The organism is Nocardioides sp. J54 (assembly GCF_000519005.1).
Classification (GTDB): domain Bacteria; phylum Actinomycetota; class Actinomycetes; order Propionibacteriales; family Nocardioidaceae; genus Nocardioides.
The window spans coordinates 14,331-28,790 of record NZ_JAER01000024.1 but is presented as its reverse complement, the minus strand read 5'-3'; the positions used below and the strand labels follow the sequence as shown (position 1 = coordinate 28,790).

Here is a 14,460-nt window from a genome sequence, read left to right as displayed (position 1 = left end):
CTTGGTTCGTCTGTCATTCGTGCGGGGTGTCGAGGAGGTCGAGCTGATCGAGCGAGCTCGCCGTGGGCAGCAGGATCAGCTCGTCGAATCCAGCTTCTGCCAGTCGTCCCCGGGCGTCTGCGAGCTGAGCCGGCCCCTTGATGACCTGACCCGTCAGGCGATCGACGCCCTCAGGGCCGAGGAACCCGTAGTACTCCTGCATGTGCGTGCGCGCATGGGTCTCGGCCTTGTCGCCGATGGCCGCGTAGGCAAGTGCGATCATGCGCGGCCGGCCCGGCCGACCGGCGGCGAGCCAGCAGTCCTCTACCTCTCGGGCGAACTCGATGGCCGGACCCAGCCCGCCCAGCCCGGCAGCCGAGATCCACCCTCCGCCCCACTGCGTGATCCGTCGCAGCGTTGCCGCGCCCTGCCCCCCGAACAGGACCTCCGGGAGGTCTGACACCCCGGAGGCCGGTGGCGTGAAGAGACGGTCAAGCTGGGCGTCGAACAGCTTTCCTCTGCTGCCGAAGTCGACACCAGAGGTGGTGTAGTCATCGTCGCGACGGCCGACTCCCAGACCCACCTCGAACCTTCCCTCCGACAACCGGTCGAGGTTGCCGAGCTGTTTGCGCAGGAGGTCACCATTGCCTCGCAGCGGAGCGACGACGACGCTCGCGAGGAGGCGAACCCGGCTGGTCGCAGCAGATGCCGCAGCCAAGGCAAGGAGGGGATCGATACTCGGGTAGTTCAGGCGGTCCACACAGGACAGGGTGCTGGCACCTCGCGCCTCCGCTTCAGCGCACCAGCGCGTCACCTCGGCCGCGGTCGGCGGTCCGATGGTCGTCGGGATCCCGACTCCGAGGCGTAGCACCATGCTGTCTCCTTTGGCTAAGTGGCTTGTCCAATTTAACTGGTTGTCGACATGCTCGCAAGAGCCCTCGCCCTCCGGTCCCTCAGCGGGCTGCGCGAGCCAGCGACAACAACGCTCCGGGGAAGCCGCGATGAGGACGCTTGGCGTCGCACTTCCCCCTGTTCCTTGCGGGCTGTTGATCCCGCAGAAGCGAGCTCGGGCAGGGAGACAGCATCGGGATGCCGCGGCCGACGCTCAGACGCCCGCGGCGATCTCGCTTCAGCGGCTTGCAGGCAGGCGGCGAGGTTTGCTGGCGACGAACGTCGCGCGCAGCGCGATGAGGTTGCCGCCCGGTCGCCTGGGCGACCTCAGTCGGCGACCGGGCGCACCCGTCGTGCCCGCACCCGCTCCTCGCCGCCGGCCCGGTCGAGGAGGGTGGCGAGGACCCGTCTGGTGGTGGCGAGGTCTTCCTCGCCGACAGCGCGGGCGAGCGTGCGCTCGAGGTCGCGTCGGGCGCGGCGCGCGGTGCGCACCGCGTCGCGGCCGTGGTCGGTCAGGGCGAGCCGGGTGACGCGGCGGTCGGCGGCGTCCGCGTGGCGGGTGACGTAGCCGAGGACCTCGAGCTCACGGGTCGCCTTGGACGCGGCTTGCTGGGTCACGCCGAGCGCCTCGGCCAGGTCACCCACGGTCGGGTCGCCCTCGACGAGGTGCTGGAAGACGAAGCCGTGCGAGACCCGGAGGTGCGGGTGGCCGCGGCCGCGGATCCGTTGCAGGAGCATCTCGTTGGCCGCGCTGCCCGCGAGGAAGGACAGCGTCGCGACGTCGAGCTCGCTGGGGTCGACAGGCACGGGCATCCTCCTGCAGCGCGGACCATCCTGTTGACAACCATGATTGCACAACTACGGTTGTTGAGATGAGCAACGCGGTCGACGTTGGTCCGTTCCTTCTATGCCGCCGTGGAGTCCGGCCAGCACGGTGAGCAGCTGGCCGGACTGCTCGCCGACGACGCCCGTACGGTCGAGCGGCCGAACCTCGTGTCACCGTCGGGCCGGGTGAGCGACCGCGACGCGATGCTCGCGGCGTCCACCGCCGGGGCACGGCTCCTCGCCTCGCAGCGGTACGACGTCCGGTCGGTCCTCGAGGTCGGCGACCTCGTCGTCACCCGGCTCACCTGGACCGGCACGGTCGCGGTCGACGCGGGCCCCTTCCACGCCGGCCAGCAGCTGACGGCGCACATCGCCCAGTTCGTCCGGGTCGTCGACGGACGGGTCGCGGAGATCGAGACCTACGACTGCTACGAGCCGGTCACCTGAGCCGCTCGCGGCGGGAGCCTGATGACTTCTTCTTGCGCTTGTTGGCCGTTGCAACGGCCGACAAGCGCGGGAATCCCCGGCTGAGCGGGGATTCCTGCACCGCCGCCAGCCTCACCCCAGCCGCTCGAGCAGCACCTCGATCGCGGTGGCGACGGTCTCGTCCAGCACCTCGGCCGGGTCGCCGTCGAAGTCGCGGCGCACCACCTCGGTCCGACCGCCGACGCGGGTGCCGATGTAGACCGTGCCGGGCGGCTCGCCCTCCTCGTCGTCCGGTCCGCCGACGCCGGTGACGGCGACGGCCAGGTCGGCGCCGAGCAGGTCCGCGACGCCGTCGACCATCTCCCGGGCGCAGGACTCGGTGATGACCGGGCCGGGCGTCACGCCGAGGACCTCGAACTTCACCTCGCTCATGTAGGACACGACCCCGCCGCCGAACCACGACGACGCGCCCTTGCCGCGAGCCAGCGTGCTGGCGATGGCGCCGGCGGTCAGCGACTCCGCGCAGGCGACGGTGAGGTCGTGGTCGGTGGCATGGTCCGCGACCTGGTCGACCGCGCGGGCGACGGCCTCCGCGGGCTGGGACGGGGCGCTCACGACGTCGGCCCCGGGGGCAGCTGCCGCTTGTGGGCGGTCCGCCGGTAGGCCTCCTCGATGACGGAGGCGGCCCGCTCGCCGACGTCCTCACCGACGAGGTAGGCGTCGATCTCGGCGTAGGTGACGCCGTAGGCGACCTCGTCGGGCAGCGCCGGGCGCAGGTCCTCGAGGTCGGCGGTCGGCACCTTCTCGACGAGGTGCGCGGGGGCACCGAGCTCGCTGCCGATGGCCCGGACCCGGGACTTGGTGAGGCCGAGCAGCGGCCCGACGTCGAACGCGCCGTCGCCGTACTTGGTGAAGAAGCCCATCACCGCCTCCGCGGCCTGGTCGGTGCCGACCACCAGCGCGCCGAGGCGGCCGGCGACGGCGTACTGTGCCACCATCCGCTGGCGGGCCTTGATGTTGCCCTTGACGAAGTCGGCGACCTCGGGCGGGGTGTCGTCGGCGGTCGTCGCGGCGTGCAGTGCGTCGACCGCGGGCTTGATGTCGACCGTCAGCGTCTGCGTCGGGGCGATGAACTCGACGGCCGCGGCGGCGTCGGACTCGTCGCCCTGCGTGCCGTAGGGCAGCCGCATCGCGGTGAACGTCTTCCCGGTGCGCTCGCAGGCGTCGCTGGCCAGCCGCCCGGCGACGGTGGAGTCGACTCCCCCACTGATGCCGAGCACGTAGCCCGACGCGCCGGACCGCTCGAGGTAGTCGGCCAGGAACGCGATCCTCCGCTCGGTCTCCGCGGCCGCGTCGAACTCCTCGGGCACGCCGAGGGCGGCCCGGATGGTGGCCTGGTCGACCTGTTGCTCCTGGTTGGTGCTCACGCTCTCGCCTCCTGCGTCGCGGTCTCGTGCGGCGAGGTACCCGGGTCCGGGAGGCGCAACCAGCGCCACGTCGGTCCGGCTCGCCGGCGAGGTCGCCGAGTCCCGGAGGAGGCGGAAATGACTCAGGGCCCCGTCCCTCGATGAGGTCCGGAGCCCTGGCGCTGGGTGGAGGTGAGGGGATTCGAACCCCTGACCTTCTCATTGCGAACGAGACGCGCTACCAACTGCGCCACACCCCCAAGCGAGGAGAAACGGTAGCACCACCCCTCGGGCGGCGCCGAATCCGGGTCCCCGCCCCGGGCGGGGCGCGGGTCAGCGGGTCACGGCTGCTGGTAGGGCGCGTCCGGCGGGGCCGCGTCCTGGTCCTCGCCGTACGACGTCTGGGCGGTCGCGTCGTCCTGGCTGGTGACCTGCTCCGGCTCCTCGCCGTAGCCCGAGGTGGGCGGCTCGGCGTCCTGGTCGGCGTTCTCGGCGCGGTGCTTGCCGAAGTACTCCGCCTGCTCGGGGTTCCGGTCCTCGTCGGCCGTGCCCGGCGGGCGCGGGTTGTCGTAGCCGCTCGGTCCCTGATCCACGTCGGAGCTGTGCCGCGGCTTGGGCGGGTCGTCGAAGACGGTCGACTGCCCCTTGCCGACGAGGTCGTCGTGCGACAGCTCGTCGCCGACCTGGTCCGGGTCGGAGAACTGGGTGTCCGGCGACACGGCGGTCGACGACTCGTCGGCCTGCCGCTTCTCCTGCTCGCGCGCCTGCTGGGCTTCCTGGCGGTCTGCTGCGTTCTCCTGCGTCATGCCCGGGCGGTACCCCGCCCTGCAGGACCTACCCGACCCGGAGCCGGTCAAGGGCCGGTCAGGGGCGGGTCAGGAGCCGGAGGCGCGGCGCTCGTCGACCTGCGCGTCGGCCTCGGCCTGCGCGCGCTGGGCGTCGGCCTCGCGGGCGAGCTGGGAGTCGGCCTCGTTGCGGCCCGAGCTCCACACGCCGGTGGAGTCGAGGTCGATGGTGCGCACGGTGCGGCCGGCGGGGGCCTTGGCGACGTACGTCGGCAGCGGCACCGGGACCGGCGTCCAGCCGCCGGCGGCGGGCGCCTCGTCGAGCACCTCGGCGGTGATCGCCGGGATCTCGTCGGTGTTGTCGGTGTCGTCGTCGGCATCGAGGGTTGCGGCCGGCTCGTCGGCGGTTGCTCCGGAGCCGGCGTCCTCGGCGGCGATCGCCTCGTCGGCGAGGGTGCGGCGGCGACGGCGGCTCGCGGCCGCACGGACGGCCCGCTCGCGGCGGACCATGACCCGGCAGGCGACGAGCCACAGCACCAGGAGTCCGGCGGGGAGCGCGGTCCACGCCAGGGCGATGACCTTGCCGATGCCGAGGCCGGCGACGACCAGGGTGGCGAGGAGCAGGGTCGAGAAGACGCGGCGGCGGCGCTCGGCGGCGCGCCGGGCGGCGGCCGTCCGGGCACGGCGGCGGCGCCGTTCCTCCGGGGTGAGGTCGGCCAGGCGGTCGGGACGCGGGGCACGCGGCGCAGGGGTGGGCGCCGCGGGCTCCTCGTCGCTTCGCTCGGGCTGCTCGGCGACCGGCTGGTCGATGGTCGCCGCCGGCTCGTCGGCCGGCTCCTGGGCCTTCGCCGGCTTGCCGCCTGCGGTGACCAGCTCGGCCTCGGAGGCGGACACCGGCTCGCGCCGGGCCAGCACCCGCAGCCGGTCGGAGAACCCGTCGACCGAGCGGTTCGCGGAGTCCTCCTCGTGGTACTTGAGCGCCTTCGGCACGAGGTAGACCGCCCAGGCCACCGCCAGTGCGACGAAGATCAGTGCGCTCAGGTCCACACCGAGAGGTTAGGAGTCCCGGCTCGAAGTGGGACGCAAGTGCATCGGTGTGTCACGAACTGATTGGTGTGACGCGTGTGATCCCCGTCGGCCCGCGGCCGCAGCGGGCTCAGGCCTCCGGCTCGTCGAGCCGGACGAGCACGCCGCGCGGCGCCTCCTCGCGGGTCACCGCGAAGATCCGGTGGTCGCGCCACTCGCCGTCGATGTGCAGGAAGTGCGGCGCGTAGCCGACCTCGTGGATGCCGAGCTTCTCGACCACCCGCAGCGAGTTGGTGTTCTCCGGGCGGATGCAGATCTCGATGCGGTGCAGGCCGGCGGTGAAGAAGCAGTGGTCGATGACCATCGCGACGGCACGCGGGATGATGCCGCGGCCGGCGAAGTCCTGGTCGATCCAGTAGCCGACGGAGGCGAACTGCGCCGACCCGCGGACGATGTTGTTGACGCTGACCTGGCCGGCGAACCGGCCGTCGACCTCGACGACGAACGGGAAGGTCGTGCCGCGGCGGGCCGAGCGGCGCAGCCGCCGCACCAGCGCCTTGAACGACATCGGCCGCGCGTCCGAGCCGGGCGGCGCGGTCGCGTCCCACCGGGCCAGCCAGAGCGCGTTGCGGCGGCGGGCCGAGCGCCAGTCCTTCGCGTCGCGGCGGCTGATCGGGCGGAGCCGCACGACCGGGTCGGTGCCGGAGATCAGCTCGTTGGGCCACGCCCTCCCGGGCGTGCCGGTCACCATCCGCGCGCGCCCCGGCCGCGCCTCACGCCCCGTGCCGCTGCTCAATGGTCGCTCCCGACGACCTGCTCGACGGCGTGCTGCACGACCGGCGCGAGCACCTCGAGCGCGTCCTTCACTCCCCCGCGCGAGCCGGGCAGGTTCACCACGAGCGCCCGGCCGGCGACCCCGGCCAGCCCGCGGGACAGCACGGCGGTCGGCACGCCCTTCGCGACACCCGCCGCGCGGATCGCCTCGGCCAGGCCGGGGACCTCGCGGTCGAGCAGCGGCTGGGTCACCTCGGGGGTCCGGTCGGTCGGGGTGAGGCCGGTGCCGCCGGTGGTGAGCACGACCCGCGCGCCGGCGTCGACGGCGGAGGCGATGGCCAGGCCGACCGGCTCGCCGTCCGGGCAGACGACGGGGTCCCCCACCGTGAACCCCCACGAGCGCAGGGCGTCGGCGATCAGCGGACCGGTCGTGTCGTCGTACACACCGGCCGCGGCGCGGTTGGACGCGACGACCACGACGGCCGGCAGGCCGCTGCCCTCGCTCACCGCGACCAGTCCCCCGACTTGCCCCCGGACTTCGACTCGACCCGCACGTCGGTGATCACGGCCGCCTTGTCCACGGCCTTGACCATGTCGACGACCGTGAGGGCAGCGACGGAGACCGCGGTGAGGGCCTCCATCTCCACCCCGGTGCGGTCGGTGGTCTTGACGGTGGCCACGATCTCGACCGCGTCGTCGGCGACGGAAAGGTCGACCTTCACCCCGGAGACGGCGAGCGGGTGGCACAGCGGGATCAGCGCCGGGGTCTGCTTGGCGCCCATGATCCCCGCGATCCGGGCGACCGCGAGCGCGTCGCCCTTCGGCACGCCGTCCCCGCGCAGCAGCGCGACGACCTCCGGGGAGACCAGGACCCGGCCGGATGCGCGGGCGACCCGGGTGGTCACGTCCTTCGCCGAGACGTCGACCATCCGGGCAGCGCCGGACTCGTCGACGTGGGTGAGCCGGTCGGCCATCAGATCTCCCTCGGGTTCACAGGTCCAGCACCTCGATCGCCTCCGCCTCCAGGGTCCGCCCGAGGGGCGGCACGACCAGCAGCACCTCGGCTCGGGCGAGCAGCCGCTGGGAGTGCCCCGCGTGGCCGGGGAGGGGGACGACGTGGCCATTGTCGTCGTAGACGCCCGGAAGGAGAACAGTGCGGTCGCCGGCGTGGACGGGCGCGCCGAGCCGGACCCGCCGCACGGGCGCCCCGGCCGGGTCACCGGCGAGGACCGCGAGTGCGTCGCGGCCGTAGAGCAGGAAGGCGCCGTACGCCGCGACGGGCGTGCCCGGCAGCGTCAGCACCGGCACCGCGCGACCGTCGACGTCGAGGACGCCGAAGCCCTGCGGCCGGCCGGGCCGCTGGGCGACCTTGCCGAACCAGAAGCCGGGCTCGTCGCGCAGCACGGCCTTGACGACGTCGTGGTCGCCGGCGGAGATGCCGCCGGTGGTGACGACCAGGTCGGAGGCCGCGGCGGCGTCGCGGAGACGGGCGCGGAAGGCGGCGGGGTCGTCGCCGACCGGGCCGAAGCAGGTGACCTCGGCGCCCAGGCCGGCGGCGGCTGCCGCGATGGTGGCGGAGTTGCTGTCGGGGACGTCGCCGTTGACCAGCTCGGCGCCGGTGGACAGCACCCCGAGGCGCGGGCGGGGGCGCACGGGGACGGTGCGGTGCCCGACGGAGGCGAGCAGGCCGACGTGGGCGGGACCGAGCGTGGTTCCGGCCGGTACGGCGACCTCACCGGCGTCGACGTCCTCGCCACGTCGGCGGACGTGGCGGCCCGCGGCAGCCGTCTCGAGGACCCGCACCGGGTCGGAGCCGGCGGTCCACTCGAAGGGGACGACGAGGTCCGCACCGGGCGGGAGCTCCGCACCGGTCATGATCCGGATCGCCGTACCTGCCTGCAGGGCGGGGACCGGGTCACCGGCGGCGACGACGCCGGTGACCGGCAGCTCGACGGGCACCGACCCGATGTCGGCCGCCCGCACGGCGAAGCCGTCCATCGCGGCGTGGTCGAACGGCGGGACGGCGACGGCCGCCACCACGTCGGCGGCGAGCACCCGGCCGCGGGCACCGGCCAGCGGCACCTCGACCGGTCCGGGCAGGGGTGTGAGGGCCTGCCGGACGCGCGTGCGGTGATCGGCGACCGAGGGGTCAGGCATCCGACCCGCTGGGGTCGCCGGAGAGCACCTCGCCGGCCGGCACGCGCTGCACGCCCTTGCCGTCGAGCTCGACGTCACCGACGACCTGGACGTTCGGGCCGAACGTCCAGTCGCCCTGCACCTTCAGCGAGGACGCCTTCGCCAGCGACGGCGCCCCCTCGGGGAAGCGCTTGTCGAACTCGCCGACGACCTTGAAGTGGTTGTCGTCCAGCTCGACGTAGGGCACGTTCGCCGCGACCTGGTCGAGCGAGAAGTCCGGGCCCATCTCGTAGACGTCGGAGCGCAGCACGAGCAAGTCGTTGGTCGTCTTGACCGGGATGAACCGGTCGCGGCCGACCTCGATCAGCCGGGCGCCCTCGAACACCTCGATCGCCGCGCCCATCGCGGTCTCGACCTGCACCACCTTCGGGCTGGTCGGGTCGGCCGGGTCGACGGTCTTCTCGTTGCGGATCAGCGGCAGCCCGAGCACGCCCTCGCGCGCGTCGAGGGTCGCCTTCATGGCGTGCAGGTCGAACCAGATGTTGTTGGTCGAGCAGTACTGGTGCCGGCTGAGGTCGGCCAGCGCCTCGCGGTCCTCGGGCAGGGTCTGCGCGGTCTCGCGCAGCACCAGCCGTCCGTCGGCCTTGCGGCGCGCGAAGTGGCCACCCTTCTTGTCCGAGGGGGTACGACGGACCGCCTCGATCGCGAAGGGCGCACCCGACGCCGCGAACCAGCCGGCGACCCGCGGGGCGGGCACGGCACCGAGGTTGTCGGAGTTCGACACGAACGCGTAGCGGTAGCCCTGCTCGATGAGCTGGTCGAGCAGGCCGGTGCCGCGCAGCGCGGTGTAGATGTCGCCGTGGCCCGGCGGGCACCACTCGAGGTCGGGGTCCTTGGGCCACTCGACCGGCTTGAGGCTGTCGAGGAGGAGCTTGGGCTCCATGTTCTGGCGGAACTCCAGCGGCAGGTCGGGGAGCTTGAGGTCCTCGTACCTCGCCAGCGCGGCCAGCGAGTCGGCCGACGTGCGGAACGAGTTCATCAGCACCAGCGGCAGCCGGACGCCGTACTCCCGGCGGAGGTGGAGGGTCTGCCGCGCGATGATGTCGAGGAAGGACAGCCCGCGGCGCACGCACAGCAGCGACTTCGCCCGGTCCATGCCCATGGAGGTGCCGAGGCCGCCGTTGAGCTTGATCGCAACCGTCTCCGCGATCGCCTTCGCGGCGACGTCGTCGGGGACCTCGACGTCGGCGATGCTCTCGATGTCGACCGGCTCGATGCTCGCCTCGGGGATCATCCCGGTCTCACCGTGCTCGAGGAGCCGGTAGTAGTGCGCGAACGTCTCGATCGCCACGGGGTCGACGCCGGCGTCGACCATCTTGGCCCGCGCCAGCTCGAGCCCGGAGCTCCGCCCACTCATACCCATGTTGCCGATCGTAGGCTTGCGGCGTGACGAGTGGGCAAACCGGCCACGGTGCGATCGGAAAGCTCGCACTCCGCGACCAGCTGCTGACCGCGCGGCGCCGCCGGCCGCTCGCCGAGGTGGGCACCGCGGCGCGCGCGATCGCCGACGCCCTGCTCGCCGCACCGGAGGTCCGATGGGCCGCCACGGTCGCCTGCTACGTCTCGGTCGGCACCGAGCCCGGCACCACCGACCTGCTCGACCGCCTCGTCGAGGCCGGCAAGCGGGTCGTGCTCCCGGTGCTGCTGCCGGACAACGACCTCGACTGGGCGACCTACCACGGCCCGACCTCGCTCGCCCCCGCCCGCCGCGGGCTGCTGGAGCCGGTCTCCCCCACCCTCGGCGTCGACGCGGTCGCCACCGCCGACGCCGTGCTCGTCCCCGGCTTGGCAGTGGGTGCCGACGGCCTGCGCCTGGGCCGGGGCGGCGGCTCCTACGACCGAGCCCTCGGCCGGGTGCCGGTGGGCACCTTCACGTGCGTCCTGCTCTACGACGACGAGCTGCTCCCCGTCGTGCCCTCCGAGCCGCACGACCGCCCGGTCACCGCCGCCGCCACCCCCGCCGGCATCACCCGCTTCCCCACCCGCTGAGGCGTCACGTCCGGCTCGTCGAGACGTCACCTGTGGCCTGTTGAGACGTCACCTGTGGCGGGTCGAGACGTCACTTGTGGCCGGTCGAGTGGTCACCTGTGGCGGGTCGAGACGTCACTGGCGGCCGGTCGAGTGGTCACGTCGTACGACGGCGCCACAACTGACGCCTCGACGAGCCACATCTGACCACTCAACGCGCAACAAGTGACGTCTCACCAGGCCACAAGTGACGTCTCGACGGACCCGGGTCAGCTGTCGGGGGTGAGGGTGAGCTCGTCCTCGGCGGCGTCGGCGACGGCCTCCTCGGTGAACGGCCAGGCGAGGGTCTCGCCGCGGGCCCAGAGGTCGGTCTGGTCGGTGTAGTTCGGGTGGAAGGCGTGGCCGGAGACACCGGTCAGGTTGATCCAGCGGGCGGCGTCGAGGTCGTCGAGCGGCACGACCATCCGCATCGACGGGGCGGTGACGACCTCGTAGCCCTCGCTGGCGTCGGAGGCGGTCGCGTTGACCAGGGAGCTGCCGCCGGCGACGTCCCAGCCGCCGCGGTTGAAGAGCCACTCGACGACGCCGATGCCGGACTCCCCGAGGGTGGCCGAGCGCAGCTCGAGCTCGTGCAGCTCGCCCCACGACCACTCGTCGGCGTTGGGCGACTGGAGGGCGGTCAGCTCGTCGCGGGCGGCCATCATCGCGTCACGCAGGATGTCGTCGCGGCGCTCGACCTCGTCGGTCTCGACGTCGTCCCACCAGTGGTTCGAGGAGCGGCGCAGGATCCGCGACACCACGGTGAACCAGCGGTCGCCCCCGTCGGGCTCGAGCGCGGCGGGCAGCTCGTCGGCGAAGGTGCGCTGGAGCAGCTCGCGCCACACGACGTTGAAGTACGCCGCAGCCCCGCTGTCCGCGCTCTGCCGGTAGTTCCACGTGCGCAGCAGCCGCTGGCCGTCGGAGTAGTAGCCGGCCGGCAGGTCGATCTTGAGCAGGTACGGCGTCAGCGCCTGCCCGATCGCGCTCCAGTCGTCGAGCTGGATGGCTGCCATCTCGTCGACGCTGAGCTCGTCGTCGGCGGCGAGCAGCTCGTTGATCCGCGTCGAGCGGTAGCCCTGGTCCCAGTCGTCGGTGAGCCGCAGCGGGTAGCGGCGCGGGTCGATCACGGCCTGGTTGGCGGTCGCGATGATCCCGGAGTCCGGGTCGAGCACGTTCGGCATGGCGTCGTAGGGCACGTAGCGGCCCGTCCAGGCGGTGCTGCGGACCCAGCCGGCGGCGGGCGCACGGCCGACGTGGCCGGCCCGGCGCACCGGCACGCGCCCGGTGGCCTGGTAGCCGATGTGGCCGCGGGTGTCGGCGTACACGACGTTCTGCCCGGGGACGGCGAAGTCGGCGAGCGCGGCGCGGAAGGAGTCCCAGTCGGTCGCGAGGTCGAGGGCGAGCAGCGCGTCCGCGGTCGGGTGCGGCTCCAGCGCGGTCCAGGCCAGCGAGACGCCGACGTCCCAGCCGGCTTCCTCGGCGTCCAGGGCGGCCCCGGCGACGTCGTCGACCTGCTCGACGAGTCCGTCGTCGGCGACCTCGAGGGCGTCGAGCTCCTCGTCGACGTCGACGAGGTCGGTCAGCAGCGGTCCGTGGTCGGTGGAGCGGACGGTGACCTCGACGTCCTCGCCGTCGCGCACCTCGATGACCTCCTCACGGGTGGTCATCGGCAGCGCGCGGCCGCCGGACTGCCAGAGGTCGCCGGCGACCCGCTCGACGTACAGGTCGGTGACGTCGGGGCCGAGGTTCGTGAAACCCCAGGCGATGTCGCGGTTGTGGCCGATGACCACCCCGGGAACGCCGGAGAAGCTGAACCCCGAGACGTCCATCGGGCAGTCACTGGTGATGCGGCGGCAGTGCAGCCCGACCTGCGCCCACACGCCGGGCAGCGAGATGCCCAGGTGCGGGTCGTTGGCGAGGATCGGGGACCCCGTGCTGGTGTGCTCACCGTCGACGACCCACGCGTTGCTGCCGAGGCCGTCGCCCTTGCCGAGCAGGGCCGGCACGCCGGCGAGCACGTCGCGGATCCCGGCGAGCGCCGCGACGGTACGACGACCGCCCGGTGCCGGACGCTGCAGGAGCTCGGTGCCGGCGCTGGCGACGTCCTGGTCGAAGACGTCGCCGAGCAGCCCGCCCTGCTGGACGATCGGCGGGTGCCGGTCGAAGGGGTAGGCCGGGTAGAGCTCGTCGACGGCCTCGGGGCCGACCGCGGCCGAGGCCAGCGCGCGGCCGATCTCCTCCTCGAGGTTGCCGCGCAGGTCCCACGCCATCGCCTTGAGCCAGGCGATGGAGTCGACGGCGCTCCACTTCTCCGGGGTGTAGTCGAGGCCGGTCAGCCCGAGCAGGGTGTACTCCAGCGCCATCTCCGACGGCGAGCGGTCGGAGATGTAGGCGTTGACGCCCTCCGCGTAGGCGTCGAGCGCGCTGCGGGTGGCCGGGCGGAGCATGGTCAGCTCCTGCTCGGCGACCTGGCGCCAGCCGAGGGTGCGCACGACGAGGTCGCTCTCGAGGCCGTCCTCGCCGAAGAGCTCGGACAATCGCCCGGCGGTGGCGTGGCGGCGCACGTCCATCTCGAAGAACCGGTCCTGGGCGTGCACGAACCCCTGCGCCAGCATCAGGTCGTGCAGGGTGTCGGCGTAGATCTGCGGGATGCCGGCGTCGTCGCGCAGCACCCGCACCTCGGACTCGAGGCCGGGGACCTCCAGCTCGCCACTGGTCTGCGGCCACGGCCGGCGGACCAGGACCACCGTGGTCACCAGGCCGGCGACCAGCGCGAGCACCAGCAGGATCGCGATGCCGGCCATCCAGCGCAGCGCACCGGACCAGCTGCGGAAGCCGCGGCGGGTGCCGTCCTGCGGGGTCGCGGCGGGTGAGTCGTCCGTGCTGCTGCTTCCGTCCACCATGGTGGGCGCCATTGTGCCTGCTGGCCATGGTGGGACCGTGAATGCCCGCCCCCGGCGGGGTGTGCCGTATTCTTGGCACTCGACAGTCGAGAGTGCCAACCCGCTTCACCACGGAGTCCGCCGATGCCCACCTATCAGTACCTCTGCACCGAGTGTGGCCACGCCTTCGAGCAGTTCCAGAGCTTCAGCGACGACGCCCTCACCGTCTGCCCCGAGTGCGAGGGCCGGCTGCGCAAGGTCTTCAACTCCGTCGGCGTCGTGTTCAAGGGCTCGGGCTTCTACAAGACCGACAGCCGCTCCTCGAGCTCCGCGACGTCGACCGCGTCCTCCTCCAGCAGCTCGGACTCCAGCAGCTCCGGCAGCAACTCCAGCAGCTCGGACTCCTCGAGCTCCTCGAGCTCCTCGAGCTCGTCGAGCAGCTCCACCTCCGGCAGCTCGTCGAGCTCCGGCGCCGCCGCCGCACCTGCCTGATCCCGCTTGTCCCGGCGGCCTCCCGGACCGCCTGTGGATGAGCCGCACGAGCGGTCCCGGCGCGACCTAGCGTCGCGGCATGGACTCGCCGCGCCCTCCCCTGCTCCTCCCGCTGCGCCACCGGGTCGCCGACACCCTCGCCGCGGTACGACGACGGGTGCTGCGCCGACGCCGCCTGGTCGCGGTGGTGCTCGTCGCCGGGGCGGTCGCCGCGTCCCTGCACACCCTGGCCCCGCCACCACCGGCGAGCACCGGCGTGCGGGTCGCTGCCCGCGACCTGCCGGCGGGCCACGTGCTGGAGGAGGGCGACCTGGTCGACGCACGCGTGCCACCGGACGTCGTACCGGCGGGGGTGGTGGGTGACCCTGCGGGCCGGGTGCTCGCTGCCCCGTTGCGCGCCGGCGAGGTCGTCACCGACGTGCGGCTGGTCGGCGCGGACCTCGCCGCGGGCCAGCCCGTCGGCACGGTGGCCCTGCCCGTGCGGCTCTCCGACGCGGGGCAGGCCGCGCTGCTCACGGTGGGCGACCGGATCTCCCTGGTGGCGACCGACCCGCGGGCCGGCACGGCCGAGCCGGTGGCCGACGACGCGCAGGTGCTGGCGGTCCCGGACGCCGCGCACGCGGCGGACGGCGCCCTTCCGGGCCGGCTGGTGGTGCTCGCGCTGGACGCCACCGACGTGTACCGGGTCACGTCCGCCGCGGTCGCGTCCTACGTGACTTACACGTGGCGACCTAGTTAGGTTTCAGTGCTAACGAGCACCTCCACCACCAC

Annotated in this window: 16 protein-coding genes and 1 tRNA gene; 4 read left to right on the top strand and 13 right to left on the bottom strand. The window is 73.1% G+C overall.

Going from position 1 to position 14,460, the window contains the following annotated elements:
* Positions 1–13: 13 nt before the first annotated feature.
* Together NOCJ54_RS0115195 and NOCJ54_RS0115190 are read right to left on the bottom strand one after the other, a co-directional pair.
* Positions 14–853 (bottom strand): LLM class flavin-dependent oxidoreductase, encoded by an 840-nt coding sequence (locus tag NOCJ54_RS0115195; protein WP_028656177.1) that lies wholly within the window; start codon positions 851–853, stop codon positions 14–16.
* A 344-nt stretch (positions 854–1,197) separates the two neighbouring features.
* Entirely contained in the window at positions 1,198–1,677 is a 480-nt protein-coding gene (locus NOCJ54_RS0115190) for a MarR family winged helix-turn-helix transcriptional regulator (protein ID WP_028656176.1), read from the bottom strand.
* An 84-nt stretch (positions 1,678–1,761) separates the two neighbouring features.
* Here NOCJ54_RS0115190 and NOCJ54_RS0115185 point away from each other — a divergent pair, with 84 nt between their 5' ends.
* Positions 1,762–2,142: a nuclear transport factor 2 family protein gene (locus tag NOCJ54_RS0115185; RefSeq protein WP_028656175.1), complete on the top strand. Its 381-nt coding sequence runs from the start codon at positions 1,762–1,764 to the stop codon at positions 2,140–2,142.
* Between the two features lie 111 nt (positions 2,143–2,253).
* Here NOCJ54_RS0115185 and NOCJ54_RS0115180 read toward each other — a convergent pair whose 3' ends face one another.
* The 10 genes from NOCJ54_RS0115180 to NOCJ54_RS0115135 all read right to left on the bottom strand — a co-directional run bounded on the left by NOCJ54_RS0115180 (position 2,254) and on the right by NOCJ54_RS0115135 (position 9,665).
* Entirely contained in the window at positions 2,254–2,736 is a 483-nt protein-coding gene (locus NOCJ54_RS0115180; protein WP_028656174.1) for a CinA family protein, read from the bottom strand.
* Positions 2,733–3,548, bottom strand: a complete 816-nt coding sequence (gene nadE / locus NOCJ54_RS0115175) for an ammonia-dependent NAD(+) synthetase (protein WP_028656173.1) — start codon at positions 3,546–3,548, stop codon at positions 2,733–2,735. Before nadE ends, NOCJ54_RS0115180 begins: the two co-directional genes overlap by 4 nt.
* A 166-nt stretch (positions 3,549–3,714) precedes the next feature.
* Positions 3,715–3,787: transfer RNA gene (locus NOCJ54_RS0115170), tRNA-Ala, on the bottom strand.
* An 81-nt stretch (positions 3,788–3,868) separates the two neighbouring features.
* Positions 3,869–4,333: a hypothetical protein gene (locus NOCJ54_RS0115165; RefSeq protein ID WP_028656172.1), complete on the bottom strand. Its 465-nt coding sequence runs from the start codon at positions 4,331–4,333 to the stop codon at positions 3,869–3,871.
* A gap of 69 nt (positions 4,334–4,402) precedes the next feature.
* Positions 4,403–5,359: a divisome protein SepX/GlpR gene (gene sepX / locus NOCJ54_RS0115160; protein WP_028656171.1), complete on the bottom strand. Its 957-nt coding sequence runs from the start codon at positions 5,357–5,359 to the stop codon at positions 4,403–4,405.
* Positions 5,360–5,468: 109 nt separating this feature from the next.
* A complete protein-coding gene (locus NOCJ54_RS0115155; RefSeq protein ID WP_232221803.1) occupies positions 5,469–6,134 on the bottom strand; it encodes a GNAT family N-acetyltransferase in 666 nt (221 codons plus the stop codon).
* Entirely contained in the window at positions 6,131–6,619 is a 489-nt protein-coding gene (locus tag NOCJ54_RS0115150; protein WP_232221802.1) for a MogA/MoaB family molybdenum cofactor biosynthesis protein, read from the bottom strand. Before NOCJ54_RS0115150 ends, NOCJ54_RS0115155 begins: the two co-directional genes overlap by 4 nt.
* Positions 6,616–7,086: a cyclic pyranopterin monophosphate synthase MoaC gene (gene moaC / locus NOCJ54_RS0115145; RefSeq protein ID WP_028656168.1), complete on the bottom strand. Its 471-nt coding sequence runs from the start codon at positions 7,084–7,086 to the stop codon at positions 6,616–6,618. The genes NOCJ54_RS0115150 and moaC overlap by 4 nt, the downstream gene beginning before the upstream one ends.
* Before the next feature lie 16 nt (positions 7,087–7,102).
* Positions 7,103–8,269 (bottom strand): molybdopterin molybdotransferase MoeA, encoded by a 1,167-nt coding sequence (locus NOCJ54_RS0115140; protein WP_036518210.1) that lies wholly within the window; start codon positions 8,267–8,269, stop codon positions 7,103–7,105.
* Positions 8,262–9,665: a UTP--glucose-1-phosphate uridylyltransferase gene (locus NOCJ54_RS0115135; protein WP_036518207.1), complete on the bottom strand. Its 1,404-nt coding sequence runs from the start codon at positions 9,663–9,665 to the stop codon at positions 8,262–8,264. Before NOCJ54_RS0115135 ends, NOCJ54_RS0115140 begins: the two co-directional genes overlap by 8 nt.
* Positions 9,666–9,694: 29 nt before the next feature.
* Between NOCJ54_RS0115135 and NOCJ54_RS0115130 the strand changes: the two genes are divergently transcribed.
* Positions 9,695–10,297: a 5-formyltetrahydrofolate cyclo-ligase gene (locus NOCJ54_RS0115130; RefSeq protein WP_232221801.1), complete on the top strand. Its 603-nt coding sequence runs from the start codon at positions 9,695–9,697 to the stop codon at positions 10,295–10,297.
* Positions 10,298–10,545: 248 nt separating this feature from the next.
* Here NOCJ54_RS0115130 and NOCJ54_RS0115125 read toward each other — a convergent pair whose 3' ends face one another.
* Positions 10,546–13,218 carry a penicillin acylase family protein gene (locus NOCJ54_RS0115125; RefSeq protein WP_157514920.1) on the bottom strand — a complete coding sequence of 891 codons (2,673 nt, stop codon included), beginning with the start codon at positions 13,216–13,218 and terminating at the stop codon, positions 10,546–10,548.
* A 123-nt stretch (positions 13,219–13,341) separates the two neighbouring features.
* Here NOCJ54_RS0115125 and NOCJ54_RS29045 point away from each other — a divergent pair, with 123 nt between their 5' ends.
* Together NOCJ54_RS29045 and NOCJ54_RS0115115 are read left to right on the top strand one after the other, a co-directional pair.
* The gene (locus NOCJ54_RS29045) at positions 13,342–13,689 is read left to right on the top strand and encodes an FmdB family zinc ribbon protein (protein ID WP_028656163.1); all 348 of its coding nucleotides are present in this window, start codon (positions 13,342–13,344) and stop codon (positions 13,687–13,689) included.
* 79 nt (positions 13,690–13,768) lie between these two features.
* A complete protein-coding gene (locus NOCJ54_RS0115115) occupies positions 13,769–14,428 on the top strand; it encodes an SAF domain-containing protein (RefSeq protein ID WP_084255255.1) in 660 nt (219 codons plus the stop codon).
* The last annotated feature ends 32 nt before the right edge of the window (positions 14,429–14,460 follow it).